Annotated in this window: 15 protein-coding genes; 5 read left to right on the forward strand and 10 right to left on the reverse strand. The window is 58.8% G+C overall.

From position 1 onward, the window contains the following. Positions 1 to 35: 35 nt before the first annotated feature. From ACP7CJ_RS03910 to ACP7CJ_RS03920, 3 genes are all read right to left on the reverse strand, one after another. Entirely contained in the window at positions 36 to 3,671 is a 3,636-nt protein-coding gene (locus tag ACP7CJ_RS03910) for a transporter substrate-binding domain-containing protein (protein ID WP_426099417.1), read from the reverse strand. Between the two features lie 8 nt (positions 3,672 to 3,679). Further along, the gene (locus tag ACP7CJ_RS03915; protein ID WP_247398450.1) at positions 3,680 to 4,303 is read right to left on the reverse strand and encodes a response regulator transcription factor; all 624 of its coding nucleotides are present in this window, start codon (positions 4,301 to 4,303) and stop codon (positions 3,680 to 3,682) included. Between the two features lie 249 nt (positions 4,304 to 4,552). Further along, positions 4,553 to 4,945, reverse strand: coding sequence for a response regulator (locus tag ACP7CJ_RS03920; protein WP_276197191.1), 393 nt, complete (start codon positions 4,943 to 4,945; stop codon positions 4,553 to 4,555). A 555-nt stretch (positions 4,946 to 5,500) separates the two neighbouring features. On the opposite strand from ACP7CJ_RS03920, the gene ACP7CJ_RS03925 reads away from it, so the two are divergent. After that, positions 5,501 to 6,853 carry a deoxyguanosinetriphosphate triphosphohydrolase gene (locus ACP7CJ_RS03925; protein WP_276197918.1) on the forward strand — a complete coding sequence of 451 codons (1,353 nt, stop codon included), beginning with the start codon at positions 5,501 to 5,503 and terminating at the stop codon, positions 6,851 to 6,853. 167 nt (positions 6,854 to 7,020) lie between these two features. Here ACP7CJ_RS03925 and ACP7CJ_RS03930 read toward each other — a convergent pair whose 3' ends face one another. The 4 genes from ACP7CJ_RS03930 to ACP7CJ_RS03945 all read right to left on the reverse strand — a co-directional run bounded on the left by ACP7CJ_RS03930 (position 7,021) and on the right by ACP7CJ_RS03945 (position 9,322). Then, entirely contained in the window at positions 7,021 to 8,184 is a 1,164-nt protein-coding gene (locus tag ACP7CJ_RS03930; protein ID WP_276197192.1) for an EAL domain-containing protein, read from the reverse strand. A 91-nt stretch (positions 8,185 to 8,275) separates the two neighbouring features. After that, on the reverse strand, positions 8,276 to 8,617 hold the full coding sequence (locus ACP7CJ_RS03935) for a hypothetical protein (RefSeq protein WP_247407241.1): 342 nt from the start codon (positions 8,615 to 8,617) through the stop codon (positions 8,276 to 8,278). Next, on the reverse strand, positions 8,614 to 9,003 hold the full coding sequence (locus tag ACP7CJ_RS03940) for a phage holin family protein (protein ID WP_276197193.1): 390 nt from the start codon (positions 9,001 to 9,003) through the stop codon (positions 8,614 to 8,616). Before ACP7CJ_RS03940 ends, ACP7CJ_RS03935 begins: the two co-directional genes overlap by 4 nt. A 4-nt stretch (positions 9,004 to 9,007) precedes the next feature. After that, on the reverse strand, positions 9,008 to 9,322 hold the full coding sequence (locus ACP7CJ_RS03945; protein WP_276197194.1) for a DUF883 family protein: 315 nt from the start codon (positions 9,320 to 9,322) through the stop codon (positions 9,008 to 9,010). A 346-nt stretch (positions 9,323 to 9,668) separates the two neighbouring features. Here ACP7CJ_RS03945 and ACP7CJ_RS03950 point away from each other — a divergent pair, with 346 nt between their 5' ends. Next, the gene (locus ACP7CJ_RS03950) at positions 9,669 to 10,877 is read left to right on the forward strand and encodes an ammonium transporter (RefSeq protein WP_276197195.1); all 1,209 of its coding nucleotides are present in this window, start codon (positions 9,669 to 9,671) and stop codon (positions 10,875 to 10,877) included. Here ACP7CJ_RS03950 and ACP7CJ_RS03955 read toward each other — a convergent pair. Continuing rightward, positions 10,864 to 12,600 carry a cation:proton antiporter gene (locus ACP7CJ_RS03955; RefSeq protein ID WP_276197196.1) on the reverse strand — a complete coding sequence of 579 codons (1,737 nt, stop codon included), beginning with the start codon at positions 12,598 to 12,600 and terminating at the stop codon, positions 10,864 to 10,866. The two genes, ACP7CJ_RS03950 and ACP7CJ_RS03955, sit on opposite strands and share 14 nt — an antisense overlap. Before the next feature lie 146 nt (positions 12,601 to 12,746). On the opposite strand from ACP7CJ_RS03955, the gene ACP7CJ_RS03960 reads away from it, so the two are divergent. From ACP7CJ_RS03960 to ACP7CJ_RS03970, 3 genes are all read left to right on the forward strand, one after another. Next, positions 12,747 to 12,983, forward strand: a complete 237-nt coding sequence (locus ACP7CJ_RS03960) for a glutaredoxin family protein (protein ID WP_247397298.1) — start codon at positions 12,747 to 12,749, stop codon at positions 12,981 to 12,983. Positions 12,984 to 13,057: 74 nt separating this feature from the next. Then, complete coding sequence (locus ACP7CJ_RS03965) at positions 13,058 to 13,393, forward strand: transcriptional regulator (protein ID WP_247397301.1); 336 nt, start codon at positions 13,058 to 13,060, stop codon at positions 13,391 to 13,393. A gap of 71 nt (positions 13,394 to 13,464) precedes the next feature. Further along, positions 13,465 to 14,355 carry a pseudouridine synthase gene (locus tag ACP7CJ_RS03970; RefSeq protein WP_247397304.1) on the forward strand — a complete coding sequence of 297 codons (891 nt, stop codon included), beginning with the start codon at positions 13,465 to 13,467 and terminating at the stop codon, positions 14,353 to 14,355. 54 nt (positions 14,356 to 14,409) lie between these two features. Here the strand turns inward: ACP7CJ_RS03970 and ACP7CJ_RS03975 are convergent, their stop codons facing one another. Both ACP7CJ_RS03975 and mobA read right to left on the reverse strand, forming a co-directional pair. Further along, a complete protein-coding gene (locus ACP7CJ_RS03975) occupies positions 14,410 to 14,631 on the reverse strand; it encodes a YgdI/YgdR family lipoprotein (protein ID WP_247397306.1) in 222 nt (73 codons plus the stop codon). A gap of 79 nt (positions 14,632 to 14,710) precedes the next feature. Continuing rightward, positions 14,711 to 15,313, reverse strand: coding sequence for a molybdenum cofactor guanylyltransferase MobA (mobA, locus tag ACP7CJ_RS03980; protein WP_276197197.1), 603 nt, complete (start codon positions 15,311 to 15,313; stop codon positions 14,711 to 14,713). Positions 15,314 to 15,387: the final 74 nt, after the last annotated feature.

Below are 15,387 nucleotides of genomic sequence, written 5' to 3' on the forward strand. Positions count from 1 at the left end.
CGTTGCGGGGGGCGAGCCGGCCGGTTCGCCCCTGCCTATCCTGGAGAACCCCGGCCGTTGAGTTGCATGTGCAGCAGGCGCTCCAGTTCCAGCATGCACTTTTCCAGGGTCTTGATGCCGGTTTCGATCACCGCCCGATCATCGTCGCGGGCGCAGGCCTGCTCCAGCGCTTCGCATTGCGCCGCCAGCACACCGGCCTGGACGATGCGCGCGGCGCCCTTGATCTTGTGGGCCTGCTCGATGATGTCCTGCGGTGAGGCCTGCTGGGCCCACAGCGTGACCAATATCTGGCGATCGTGACAACTGCTGCTCAGCAGTTCCTCAAGCAGCCGCCGACTCAGTTGTGGGTCGCCGCCCGTCAGCGCATCCAGGTTGCTGAGGTCTAGCCGCGAGCCGGACGGCTGGGGCGCGATCTGCGCCAGTTGCCGTTCCAGCGCTGTGAGGCTGATCGGTTTGAACAGGCAGTCGTTCATCCCGGCTTCGGCGCAGCGCAGTTTCTCTTCGGGCTGGGCATTGGCGGTAAACCCCAGCACCACGCAGGGTGTCAGCTGTTCCCGCTGTTCGTACTCGCGGATCGAGCGGCTCAACTCGTAGCCGTTCATGATGGGCATGTTGCAGTCGGCGATCACCAGGTCGAAGCGCGCCTGGCGCCAGGCCTGGAACCCGGCGGCACCATGCTGGGCAGCGGTGAACTGGTGGCCCAGGTAACCTAGCTGCTGGCACATCAGCAGGCGATTCGCCGGATGATCATCCACCACCAGCACGTTGAGCACCGGCGCCGGTGCGGGCGCGGCCGGCTTGGGTTCGTCCGCGGCCTGGATGGGCTGCAGGCAGTTCATCTTCAGGCTGACATGCACCTGGGTGCCGACCATGGGCACGCTGCTCAGGCTGAGTTGCCCGCCCATCATCGCGCACAGGCTGCGGCAGATCACCAGCCCCAGGCCCGCGCCGCTGCGGGCCAGGTGCCCGGAATTATCGGCCTGGGCAAAGGGTTCGAACAGGCGCAACTGGTCGTCGCGGCTGATACCGATCCCCGTGTCTTCAACCACCAGCTTCATTTCGACCTGCTGCGGCAATTCGGTGGCTTGCACCTGCACCTTGATCTTCACCTGCCCGCGCTCGGTGAACTTGATCGCATTGCTCACCAGGTTGGACAGCACCTGCTTGAAGCGCAGCGGGTCGATCAGCACATCGGTGTCATCGAGCTCAGGCTGGAACTCCAACAGCAAACTGAGGGTTTTCTGGCGCGCCAGGCCGTCGAATACCCGCACCACAGACTCAATCACTTCCCGCAGGTTCACGCGTTCCGGTGCGAGGCTCAGGCGACCGGATTCGATCCGTGCAATGTCCAGGATATCGCCGATCAGCTCCAGCAGGTCCTTGGCAGAGTGGTAGGCCACTTCGATCGCCGGACGGTCAAGGTGTCCCTGGTCAGCGCGCTTGAGGGTCAGCTCCAGCATGCCGATCACCGCATTCATGGGCGTGCGGATTTCGTGGCTCATGGTCGCAAGGAAGGTGCTCTTGGCGCGGTTGGCTTCGTCGGCACGCTCCTTGGCGGCCCGCAGCTCATCGAACAACTGGCGTCGTTCGCTGATGTCGATCCAGCCGCCGATGACGCCTTGGACTTCGCCGGTGGAGTCGCGGTAGGGCAGTATCCAGTGGTAGATCGTCAGTTTTTTGCCATTGATCAGCAGGGTGCGATCTAGGATCAGCGGGTTGCCCTCGGCGACCACGCGCAGATAGTCGGCGTGATACTGAGCCGCTTCGGTTTCCAGGGCCGTGCTCATCTGCATCGCACTTTTGCCGATGACCTCTTCGCGCTTGACGCCGAACACTTGCAGATAGCTGTCGTTGCAGGTTTGCAGCAGGCCATCGCGGTCGCGCACGTAGATCGGATGCGGGGTTTCATTGACCAGCGCGCGCATGAATTCGAACTGGTCGTTGAGGGCGCGCTCGGCCATCTTGCGGTGTTTGATCTCCCTGCGCATGTACGCGTTCCAGGTCAGGGAAATCAGCAGCAGCAGGCCGGTGACGATGATGATTTGGGCAATCAGGTGGTGGTAATTGCGCCAGTAGCTGTCGGAGGCGGCGGTGTAGCCTCGCCAGCGGCTGTTGATCACACCGAGTTCATCGGGGGCGATGCTGAGCAGTGCCTTGTCCAGGATCGAGCTCAACTCGGTGGCGCGCCGTGACGTGGCCAGCGCGAAGGTCGCGGGGAGGGTGCCGATGCTGCTGCTGATCTGCAGTTTGTCCTGAAACACTTGGGAGGACAGGAAATAGTTGGCGATCACCAGCGAATTCACTGCGCCTTCCACGTGCCCTTGGGCCAGCAGTTCCGAGGCCTTGAAGGTGTCACTGGTTTCCACCAGGTGAATGTGCGGGAACTCCTTGCGCAGAATGGTTTCCAGGGGGTTGCCCTGGGTGATCGCCAGACGCTTGCCTGCCATCTGTTCAAGGTTCGATGGCGCGCCGGGCTCTTTGCGCGTCAGCAGTACGTAGGAGTTTTCCAGATAGGGACGACTGAAGTTCAGTTGAGCTTCCCGTTCCGTGCTGGGAATGATGGCGCCGATGAGATCGGTTTTGCCGGCGTCGACTTGCTCGATCATCGCGTTGACATCACGCGCGCGCTGGACCTCGAAGCGCAACCCGGTGCGCAGGCGGATCAGCTCCAGGAGGTCGGCTGTGATACCGCGGAAGTTGCCGTCGGCATCGAAAAAGGTCAATGGCGCGAAGGTTTCGTTGGCGATCACCCTGACCACCGGGTGCGCCTTCAGCCAGCGCTCCTCGCGTTGCGTCAGTTGCAGTTTTTGCGCAGTGAGCAGGATATCGCTGCCCGCACTCCAGCGTTTGGCAATGCTGTCCTGCTCATTGGTCGGCACTGCCGCCAGCACGGCGTTGAGGATGCTCAAGAGGGTGTGCTGGTCCTGGCGCACGGCGAAGCTGAAGCCATAGGCCTCGTGCTTGCCGAAGTTGGCCATGCGGATATTTTTCAGGTAGCCCTTGTTGATCATGTAGTGGGTGGAAATGGTGTCGCCAAGAAACACGTCCGCCTGGTCGAACGCCACCGCATTCAGGGCGTTCTGATAAGACGGGTAGGCGCGAATCATCGCTTCGGGATACAACTTCTCGACTTCGCCCAGGGGCAGGTAGTGATAGACCAGGCTCAGACGCAGCCCCGCCAGGCCGTCACTGAGGCTGCGGGTTTCACCTTCGCGCGTCACCAGCACTGGCTGGTCCACGGCATACGGTGCTGAAAGGGTGAGCAGCGGGTTGGCGGCCTCAAAGCCATTGGACGAGCCCAACAGGTCTATTTCACCGGCTTCGAGCGCCTGGATGGACGCTTCCCGGTTGGGGTAGCGCAGCACTCTGACCGGTAACGCCAGCGCCTTGGCCAACAGCCCGGCGTAATCGGCGGTGAGCCCCTCATAGTCGCGTCCGCTGGACGTGAGGTCGAAGGGCGGGTAGTCGGGAGCCGCAGTGCCGAGCACCAGTTCGCGTTTGTTCTGCAGCCACTGGCGTTGCGTCTTGTCGAGTTGAGTGTCCAGTTGAACGGCGCCTGCGCGGCTCAATAAGGTGAAGTGTTCCGGTTCCGTTTGAACAGCGAGCACAGAGGTGCTCAAGCACACGCCTGCGCTCAATATGATCAGATAGTCCTTTATACGCCTGGGCATCCGCTTTCTCACACTAGCGCGTTTCGTTTTGCCAACTCGATAAGTTCTACCAAGGACTTGGCTTTGAGTTTTTGCATAAGCCTCTTTTTATAGGTGCTGACCGTTTTGTTACTGAGAAACATACCCTTTGCAATTTCCTTGTTGGTGCGACCTTGTGCAAAAAGTTGCAAAACCATTAACTCACGGTCATTCACTGCCTTAAATAATTCCAGTTCCTGGGAGTTGCCTTCCGGGCCGCCGGCATTCAATGCCTGGCTGGGGAAGTAGTTGTAGCCGGATAATACCGCGCGTATCGCACTCAGCAGTTCACTCAGGTCGCCCTCCTTGCACACATAGCCATCGGCGCCCGAGCGCATGCAGCGTGTGGCGAACAGCGTTGGACATTGAGCCGTCAGAATGAGGGTTTTCATCGATGTGTTCATTGCGTTAAAACGGCACAGCACTTCGAGGCCATCAAGTTTCGGAATACTGATATCCAAAATGATCAAGTCTGGAAGGCATTCGCGAACCATTTGTATCGCATCACAACCATTATCCGTTTCGCCGACGACTTTATAGCCTTCGTGTTCCAACAACATTCGAATCGCCAACCTGATAACAGGATGGTCGTCAATGATGAAAACTGTGTTCATAATTACATTCCATGCAAGTGCAAATAAAGCGGGCACATTAGCTCAGAAGGCGAGGGGGTAGCATGAAGGTCAGGGGGTGTAAGTACAGAACAGGAAAATTCCTACATCAAAAAAAGTATTGCCTTACGATCTATCAAGGCTTTGTGGGCGTTTGTGTCAGAATTCGGTCTGCAGCGAGGAACACGACCTCTGTCCACGTTTTAGGCGCTTTTTCTGGTAAGTTTTTCCTATAGGTGGGTGTTTAAATTCCTACATGTTTAGCGGGTTTATCAGTGTCATTAATTCGTCCCGGTTTAATGGTTTTGATAAATAGCCAAGTAACGGTAAGTTGCGTTTTAATGCTTGAGCCTTCAGATTCGCCAGTTCGAGTAGGGGCAGCCCGCTCAGCAAGATAGCCCCTGCGATAAAACCTCGACGACTGGCGATCTCGACTAACTCAAGCCCGGGCAGATCAGGCAGGCATTGGTCGCACAGCATGAGGTCGAAGGGCCGCTCAGACTGGATCATCAACCGGATCGCCTGTTCGGCGTTTTCCGCCAGTGTCAGGTGCTCGAAGCCGAAGCTGTTGAGCAGACACCGGGTTGCCAGGAGCTGAAAGGGGTGATCCTCCACCAGCAGGATGCGAAGGCAATTCTTGAACATAGGAAGGGCACACGGTGAGTCAAGCGGCGATTGGGCGGGGCGTAGGAAGGTGCCCCATGCCTTTTAAGAGCGTGCGTGATTATTCATCGGGTGTTTGTACTGATTCGATCAGGCCGCTCTGTTCCCCTCGTAGGTAGATTCTGTTCAGGGAACAGGCCGCTGGATCAGTCATCTATTGCGGGCAGGATCGCCCGGTCGATTAGTGCGTAGCAGATGTCGTCCGCAGCCGCCATCAAGTACATCAAGGGAGGTTAGACAGTTTGCGTTACGAACTACTAAGGCGACTGAATAAATAGTCGTGGTGTTTATGCACAAAGCCAAAGCGCGTAAGTGCAGTTGGGCAGTTTACGAATCAACTATCAGGCTGATTTGGCTTGTGTCATGTGTGACCGGGTTGAGTATTTCGCGCTGTCGCAATATTACACTGTTGGGTTCTTAGAGTTGCGGCCATTTTAGCTCGATTTTTTAGACTGAATTTTTGTGAATCGTTGAGTTTTTGCTATTTGCGGAAGATAACTATAATGTTGAGGTTTTTGTGGGGGTTCTATGGGAAGCATGAGTTGGGACAGGTTGCTGAATAATACTCGCCTGGGTGGTCGGCCTCCTAAATCTGAGCTAGGCCGCTCACCTTTCCACTCAGACCATGACAAGGTCATCTTCTCCGGGGCTTTCAGGCGCCTTGCAAGAAAGACACAGGTTCATCCTCTCGCCACTAATGACCATGTTCATAATCGCCTCACACATAGCTTGGAAGTCGCTTGTGTCGGTCGGACGCTGGGCGTGAGAGTAGGCCAAGAGCTTCTAAATGAAAGGCTTATCCCCGAGCAACATTCAGCTGCCGATATTGGTGATATTGTCCAAACTGCTTGCCTGGCTCATGACATTGGCAATCCTCCCTTTGGACATACCGGTGAAGAGGCTATTCGTCACTGGTTCTCCAATGATGTGGGGGCAAAGATGATTGAGCAGTTGCCATTCCATGAGGCTACCGACTTGCGCAGGTTTGAAGGTAATGCCCAAGGATTCAGGGTTTTAACGACCTCGGAGTATCATCCCAATGAAGGGGGGATGCGTCTGACCTATGCGTCACTCGGGGCTTTCATTAAGTATCCTTGGCTGGCGGGTGATGCTGTTAACTTGCAAAGGCCTATCCAGAACAAATATGGTATTTACTGCTCTGAGTTGGAGTTGTTCAATGAAGTGGCCGATGCGACTGGTTTGATAAAGTTGGGTGAAAGTTGGCGGTGCCGCCATCCTCTGGCTAACTTGATGGAGGTCTCTGATGACTTCTGTTACGCCATTCTTGACTTAGAAGATGGTGTGGAAATGGGGATACTTGAGTGGGATAAGGTCTTTGAAATCTTGTGCCTTGTCCTTGGTGACCACCAGAAGGATCAGCTTGTCAAAGAAATCCAGGGCATGAAGGTTGGCCGAAGACTCTCTATGGTGCGTGGAAAAGTCATTTCAGCTTTTGTAGATGCCGGAGCGACAGCGTTCATGAACAACCACAACGAAATCATGAATGGCAAGGTGTTAGGCATCTTGGATCTTTGCGATAAGAACGTGCGTGATTGTGTCACCGCCGCCAAAGGTCTTGCTCGTGATGAAATCTTCCAACATCCACGGAAAGTCGAGTTGGAAATTGGAGCTTATAGCACGATCTCTACGTTGCTTAGCGTTATCTGCTCTGCTGCTTTGGATTACGTCAAAAAGGGCGGTGTAGCTGATTCTAAGACTAGAAGGGTGGCTGAGCTTATTGGCCTGGATTTGAAAGTGCTAGATGATAATGTTGGCGTGTCAAAAGAGTACGGCGCAATTATGCAGGTTTTGGATTACGTGAGTGGTATGACGGATAACTATGCTATCCACTTGGCTCGCCAATTCAGTGGAATGGGTGGGGAGCGTTGAGGTGTGAGTACTGATCTATTTATTTTGTTATCGCTATCTAGCGGTGGAACGTGCCGGAGAAAATGATGCGGTCGTGGTCCTTGTAAAACGGGCTACGGCTTAACGCTTCTCTGTGCTGAATGACCCGCCCAGCTTCCCGGTACCGGGTGGGCGGGGCAAGCGAAAATCTACAGGCCGACCGCGTCGATATCGATTAACAGCAAGCGCTGGCCGTTATCGAAAAATTGTCCGGCGGTCAGGCAATACTGGTTGGTGGTGGCATCGCGGTAGGTTGAAGACAGCGTCAGGCGACGCTCATCCCAGCCTTCGGCCAGCAGATGGTAGAAGTATGGGCGCCATGACCAGTTGTGGCCTAGGTAGCGGCTGTCAGCTTGCCAGGCATCCTGGCGCCATTCGAAGTTGGGGGTCAGTTGGGTGCCGTGCCGGTCGCACTGGTAGAAGCGCAGCAGCCAGGGAAAATCCGGTAATTGCGGCAAATCGCTTAGCGGTGCCTGGCCCTGGGCCCAGGTCTGGAGGATTTTCATCAGTTCGGTCAATTGCTGGCGCAGCTGCATGACGCGTCCGCGTTCGGCGAGCTTTTTCTGCACGTAGGTGCTACGCAGTTGGGCAAAGCGCGGCACGAAAGCATCGGTGGCGAACCAGTCCAATTGCGCCTGGGCAAACAGATAACCCTGCACGTACCGCGAGCCGCACTCCAGCGCAAAGCTCAACTGCGCCTCGGTTTCCACGCCTTCGGCAATGATCCAGCAGCCGGTTTTTTCCGCCATTTGCGCCAGTGCCCGCACGACCTCACTGCTGGGGCCACCTTTTGCAGCTTCCTGAAACAGGCGCATGTCCAGCTTGAGAATGTCCGGCTGCAACGCCAGTACGCGATCGAGTTGCGAATAGCCGGCGCCGAAGTCATCGATGGCGATGCGTGCGCCGGCCTCGCGATAGCGCGCCACCACGTCGGCCAGGCGTTGGATATCGCCGCCCAGTTCGGTGATCTCGAACACGATGCGCTGTGGGTCGACGCCGTGGGCCTGCACTTGTTGCAGGCTGGGCAAGGCTTGGCCGGCACGCAGGCGATTGATCCAGCGCGGCGAGATGTTCAGGCTCAGAAACCAGTCCTGCGGCGCCTCGTGCAGACGACTCAAGGCGTCGTCGCGGATCTGCCGATCCAGGCGGCGCAAGGCCACGCCTGGGGTGCGCGGGTCAGCGAACAACGGGCCCACGGACAGCAGGCGGCCGTCAGCCTGGCGCAGGCGGCCTAGGGCTTCGACGCCGGCAATGCGCCCGGTGGCGGTGTCAATGAATGGCTGGAAGCAGGCGAGCGGTTGCCCGTCGATCACGGGGCCTCCTTAAAACGTTGGTAAGAAAAGGCCCGGCCTTCGCTGACGAGGGCCGGACCGATGGTGTTTGCAAGAATGCAGCCAGCAGGCCTCAACCTTTGCGTGAGGCGCCCTGCATGGCCAATTTGATCAGCGGGATCAAGCCGGCGCCCAGCCGCACCAGGCGGGTCAGACTGCTGATACTACCGCCCTTGGCACCCTTGCCAGTGAAAAAACCTATCAGCGTCACTGCCGCCACGCCCCACAGCGGCGCGTGCTTGATACCCAGGCTGTCCTGCCAGTTCTGGCCCATGTTGCGCACTTTGTGCAGGGGCGCCATCAGTTGCTGGGACTCATGGCGGATTTCCTGACGGTGCATTTCCATGCGCAGGCGGATCAGCGCCTTGCGCATTTCCTGGCGCGAGTGGGTGTGCGGGAATTCAGTCAGGCTCATGGCAGCAGGCGCTCCCGGTCATTGGCCAGCTCTTCGAGCGTGGCGTGGAACGGCGTGGATTCATCGAACACCGCCGCCTTCAAGCGCACACCGCAGAACACAGCGGCCAGGGTATAGAACACACAGAGGCAGATGATTCCGGTCAGGCGGTAGCCAGTGTCCCATACCAGAATCATCACCAACGTCGACAACCCCACCAGCAACAGCAGGGCAAACACCAAGGCCAGCCCGGCAAACAGCAGCAGGCTGACGGTGCGGGCCTTCTGCTCCTGCAACTCGATGCCGAACAGTTCGACATGGCTGTGCAGCAAGCCCAGTACGGCTGCGCCCAGGCGTCGGGACGTTGAACTTGGGCCCGTGGACGAGCCGGATTCGCCGATAGACATAGGATTAGCGCCTTGTAGCAAGCAGGCCGATCAAAAAGCCCACGCCGGCGGCAATGCCCACCGACTGCCAAGGGTTGGCCTGCACATAATCTTCGGTCGCGGTGACGGCTGCCTGACTGCGGTCGCGCAAGGAATCTTCGGTCAGTTGCAGGGTTTCACGGGCCTTGAGCAGGCTGTCGTGGATCTTGGCGCGCAGCTCGTCGGCCTGGTCGCCGGCCAGGATGGCGGTGTCGTCCAGCAACTTTTCGGTGTCACTGACCAGGGTCTGAAAATCCGCCATCAGTATTTCTTGAGCAGTCTGTGCTGTTTTGCCGGCCATGGTTATCTCCGTGAGTGGCTGATCGGTACGTGTGGTTTCGAGTCACCGGCATCGGTGAAGGTTCATTGCAATTGTCTGGTACAGCTTTTGCTTTGCCTTGGTGCGCAGGCCCCGAGGCCTGCGCTGAATCTGGGCGGTTGGGCCGCAAGCCGGTGAAAACCTTACCCTATATAACTGAAACTCGCGGAAAAACCCTGTCGGGAATGGCCGTCTGTGCTGATCGCTGCGCTAAAGCGGTTCACGCCCTCTGAAGAGGGGTGGGACCGGTGGTGCCAATTTAGTGCGCGAAACGCTGGCTTGAACCGCTTTGGTGCTTTTTGCCTTTATCGCAGGCCTGCCAACCTCCATGGAAAATCTGCAAAGTGCAGTGGACACCCTCGTCCATAGCTCTAATACCCTATTCATTCTGATCGGTGCGGTCATGGTCCTCGCCATGCACGCCGGCTTTGCCTTCCTCGAAGTCGGCACCGTGCGCCAGAAGAACCAAGTCAACGCCCTGTCGAAAATCCTCAGTGACTTCGCGATCTCCACCCTGGCCTATTTCTTTATAGGCTATTGGATCTCTTATGGCGTGAGCTTCATGCAACCGGCGGCGGTGATCAGTGCCGATCACGGTTACGGCCTGGTGAAGTTTTTCTTCCTGTTGACCTTTGCCGCGGCGATTCCGGCGATTATTTCCGGGGGCATTGCCGAGCGTGCACGATTTGTTCCGCAACTGTGCGCTACCGCGCTGATCGTGGCGTTTATCTACCCGTTTTTCGAAGGCCTGGTGTGGAACGGCAATTTCGGCGTGCAGGCCTGGTTGCTCGCGACCTTCGGTGCCAGCTTCCATGACTTCGCCGGTTCCGTGGTGGTACATGCCATGGGCGGCTGGCTGGCGTTGGCGGCGGTGCTGTTGCTCGGACCACGTAACGGGCGTTATCGCGAAGGGCGCCTGGTGGCCTTTGCGCCGTCGAGCATTCCGTTCCTGGCGCTGGGTTCGTGGATTCTGATTGTCGGCTGGTTCGGCTTTAACGTGATGAGCGCGCAGACCCTGAATGGCGTCAGCGGCCTGGTGGCGGTTAATTCGTTGATGGCCATGGTCGGCGGCACAGTCGCGGCGCTGGTGATTGGCCGCAATGACCCGGGTTTTCTGCATAACGGCCCGCTGGCCGGGCTGGTGGCGATCTGTGCCGGCTCCGATCTGATGCATCCGGTGGGTGCATTGGTCACGGGCGTTGTCGCCGGCGGCCTGTTTGTGTGGTGCTTCATTGCTGCCCAGGATCGTTGGAAGATCGACGACGTGCTGGGTGTCTGGCCGCTGCATGGCCTGTGTGGCGTGTGGGGCGGGATTGCCTGTGGCATCTTCGGCCAGACCGCCCTTGGCGGGTTGGGCGGGGTCAGCCTGATCAGTCAATTGATCGGCACCGCGTTGGGTGTGGGTGTGGCGTTTGCCGGCGGCCTGCTGGTGTACGGCGTGATCAAGCGCGTACACGGGCTGCGCCTGAGCCAGGAAGAGGAGTACTACGGCGCGGACCTGTCGATCCATAAGATCGGTGCGATCAGTCAGGATTGATCGGCGCCTCTTCGTCAGGGGTCGCCCGCGGGTAAAAGCCGTGTAGCAGACGGTAGCGGTTATGCCGCACGTCATCGACCCGCGCTTGCACCTGCTGGTCTGGTATGCCCAGCAGGATCAGGGCGTGGGAGGCGAGCATCAGGCTCGACTCCAGAAGTTCGGGCACCACTTCGCTGGCGCCCGCGGCTTTCAGCTCGGCCAATTGGCTGTCGTCGCGTGTGCGCACCAGGATCGGTACGTCGGCGTTGATCCGGCGGGCCTCCTTCAGTACCACGAGAGCGACCTCCGTGTTATCCACGGCAATCACCACCAGGCGCGCACGTTCCAGGCCGACCGCACTGAGCAGGGCGCCACGACGGCAGTCGCCATAATGCACGCTGCTGTCTTCGGTGGCGGCTTCTTGCACCCGTTCCGGGTTGTCATCCAGTGCAATAAACGCCTGTTGTTCACGGTGCAGAAAGCGCCCGATCGATTGCCCGACGCGGCCATAACCGCAGATCACCGCATGATCACGTAACTCAGCGTTGAGCGCGGTGATGGCTTCGAGTTGCACCTGTTGGTTGGGCTTGCGGTGCAGGCGCAGGGCAATGCTCGGAGCCGCCCGCAGTAACAGCGGGGTCAGCAGCATCGAGCAGAATGTGGCGGCCAGCAGCAACCCGTTGAGCTCATCTGGTATCAGCCGGCTCTGCTGCATCTGCGCCATCAGCGCAAAACAGAACTCGCCGCCCTGGGCCAGGGCCAGGCCGCTGCGCCAGGCAGTTTCTCGGTCGCTGCCGCGCAGTTTGACCAGTGCCGCGACCACGCAGCCCTTGGTCAGCATCAGCGTTAGGGTCAGGCCGAGGATCAGCAGGCTGTGGCTGATGAACAATTGCAGGTCGATGAGCATGCCGATGCTGACGAAAAACAGCCCCAGCAGAATGTCGCGAAACGGTCGGATATCTGCTTCGATCTGATGCCGGTAATGGCTTTCCCCCAGCAGCATGCCGGCCAGGAACGCGCCAAGCGCGGGGGAGAGGCCCAGCAGGTGAGTGAGCCAGGCGGTCAGCAACACAATCACCAGCGCCAGCAGCACAAACAGCTCGGCCGAATGGGAGGCGGCGACTTCACGGAACAAACGCGGCAATAACCAGCGGGCGGCGAGCAGCAGGCCGACGAACAACAACAGCGTCTTGCCCAGCGTCAACGGCAGGGCCCAATACCAGGCCTGCTCGCTGCTGCCGGCGAACACCGGGACCAGGGTCAGCAGCAACACCGCGACCACATCCTGGAACAGCAGCACCCCAATCGCGTTCTGGCCATGGCTGCTGAAGATTTCCCCGAGGCTGCCCAGCTCTTTGCTGACGATGGCCGTGGACGACAACGCCAGCCCCGCACCGAGCAGCAGGGCGATGTTCGGCGACACGCCAAAGGCCATCAGCATGCCCCCCAGCAGCACCCCGCACCCCAGCACCTGCAGGCTGCCCAGGCCAAACACCACGCGGCGCAGGGCAAACATTTTGCTCAGCGAGAACTCCAGGCCCAGGGAAAACAGCAGGAACACCACGCCCAGTTCGGCGAGGTCGGGCAGGTCTTCGCTGTCATTCACCCAGTCGAGGGCGGTCGGCCCCACAGCCAGGCCCACGCACAGGTAGCCCAGCACGGGCGGCAATTGCAGCCGGCGAAACAGCGCAATCACCACCAGGGATGAGGCCAGAATGATCAGCAGGTTGGCGAACACAAGCATCTCCGTTGTAGGGGGGGCGGACAAAAAGCCGCGAGAGTCGCTGAATCAGTTATAGGACGTGGTGACCTGGGTCAGGGTTTATCGGCTCGCCAGCGCTATTGAGTCGGCCTAAAATGGGCGCCTATTCCTGATCAGGTTCTATCGTCATGCCTCCTGAATGCCAGTTGTTCACTACTCTGGGCTGCCATCTGTGTGAGCTCGCCGAAGAAGAAATCATGCCGTTGGTCGAACATGGGTTGATGGTGGAACTGGTGGATATCGCCGATTCCGAAGCCCTGTTCGAAGCCTACGGCCTAACGATTCCGGTGCTGCGCCGGGTAGACACGGGGGCTGAACTGGCTTGGCCGTTCGACACCGAGCAAGTCGTGTCCTTCCTACTCTAGCGCTTGGGCGATGGCAGCTTTCTCAATATTGGGTTACTGTATGTTTGTACAGCGATTGAATAGAGGGAACGCCCGTGGTGAATGTTGAACAACTGAAAAGCAGCGTTAATCGCATGTCCGCCGATGTCGTGCGCGACGCGGTGAACGAGCTGCGCCTCGATGGCCTGGTCACGGAAGGCAAGACGCCGTTTAACAAAGTGCATTTCAATACCTGCTTTGCCGAGATCGAGGCGCTGTTCCAGCGCGCCGGTTATCACAGGCAGTTGGATGTGGTGGGTTACCAGGGCTTGCTGTACGCGCTGTATGATCCGGGCCGTTGGGAAGCGGTGGACGTATTGCGCTGGCTCAAGGAATTTACCGACGCCGCCAGTGCTTCGCCGATCCTGCGGGCACAATTGGCCAAGGCCTGAGATCCGCCCTAGGCTCAATCCCGCTCCATGCGGGATAATGCCGGCCTGTTTCCCAGGCTTCGAGCATCTGCATGTCCACTTCCGGTTTTTCTGCGTCCCAGCATCAAGCCAGCACCTTGTACTTGCCGCCTGGCCCTTGGGCGACGGTGCTCGATTGCCTGTGCGAGCATTTCCCGGCGATCGGCCGCGCGCAGTGGCTGGACCGCATCGCCCGTGGCCGCGTGCTGGATCTGCAGGGCAGTCCGATCCGCCTGGACCTGGCCTACAAGGAAGGCCTGTGCATCTACTACTTCCGCGAAGTGCCGAACGAAAAAGTCATCCCGGTGCAGGAAACCATCCTGTACGCCGACGAGCACCTGGTGGTGGCGGACAAACCGCACTTTCTGCCCGTCACCCCAGCCGGTGAGTACGTCGAGCAAACCCTGTTGCGCCGCCTTATTCGCCGCCTGGACAACCCGTCCCTGGTGCCCCTGCACCGCATCGACCGGCACACGGCGGGGCTGGTGCTGTTCTCGGCTAACCCGCGAAGCCGCTCGGCCTATCAGCAGTTATTTCCCACTCGCAAAATCGACAAATTCTACGAGGCTATCGCCCCAGCCTTGTCGAACCTGACCTTCCCCCTGGTCCATAAAAGCCGCCTGGTGGATGGCGAGCCATTCTTTCGCATGCAGGAAGGGCCAGGCACCAGCAACACCGAAACGGCCGTGGAAGTGCGCGAAACCCACGGCGATTTATGGCGCTATGGCCTGTTCCCCGTGACCGGTAAGAAGCACCAGTTGCGGGTACACATGACGGCCCTCGGGGCGAGTATCTGCAATGATCCGTTCTACCCCGACGTAATCAAGGATGCCGTTGACGACTACGCCAATCCCTTGAAGCTGCTCGCCCAAGGCGTGCGTTTTATCGATCCGGTAACGGGTGAAGAACGCAGTTTCCGCAGCCAAATCACCCTCGACTGGTAACCCCGGAAACGACAAGGCCCGCGCGAGGCGGGCCTTGTGTGCAAGCGTTGCGGCTTACAGGTCTTTAACGGTACGCACTTGATCTTTGTTTATGCGGGTACGCTTGCCGTCAAGCTGTTCGAATTCGTAGAAGCCCGAAGCCTTGTCGAATTGTGGGGTGTCGACAGCCTGGATTTCGCGACCGTCATTCAGGGTGATCACTGTTGGCGAGGCGCAACCGGCAAGGGTAGCGAGGCCCAGTGCAAGCATGAGAGCGGCGATGGTCCGTTGAGTCATGAGTGTGTCTCCGAGAGAATTCTTTTTGAGTGCTGACTGTGTGACGCGTGGCGCGTCGACAAAGTTCCTTGTGCGAGGTTCATTCTGACATGCCAGGCCCTGTGTGTAACAGCGCAGGCGTGTTCAGGTTGGCCAGGCGCGGATCATCTGCCGGGCATTCCAGCCCGACGCCACCCAACTGCAGGAAAATCTTGCGCGGGCTGCGCTCACCGGCTTGCCAGGCCTGTTCTACCGCGCTTTGCAGGTAGGTGGGGATGATGCAGATCAACGGTTCCCAGAATTCTCCGTGGCGTACCATCACCGGCAGCCGCGGATTGCGCTGCGCCGTCTCGCGCAGATCGGCGAGCAGTCGGGCGTCAAGGTGCGGTACATCGCACGGTAAGATCAGCACGTGCCCATGGCGGGCGGTACTCAATCCTGCGCGGATACCGGCCAGCGGTCCGGGGAAATCCACGCTGTCGTCACTCACCACCTGGTCGGCATAGGGCGCGTACCGCTCCAGGTTGCGGTTGCACGAGATGATCAGGTCGTCGGTCAGTGGGCGCACCAAGTGTTGCAAGTGCGCAATCAGCGGCTGGCCGTGCCATTCCAGCAAGCCCTTGTCTTGTCCGCCCATGCGTTGGCCGCGCCCACCGGCCAACAGCAGAATTGAACAGGGTAGGGTCGAAGAGTCGTCGGGCATGTGGGTTCCGCTGCGGCAGGTAAATAGGGGCCTGTGATATAACATCGGGCTGTTCCTTCGACAACCGGACCGTG

Source organism: Pseudomonas sp. PSPC3-2, assembly GCF_049897085.1.
Lineage (GTDB): Bacteria > Pseudomonadota > Gammaproteobacteria > Pseudomonadales > Pseudomonadaceae > Aquipseudomonas > Aquipseudomonas paraveronii.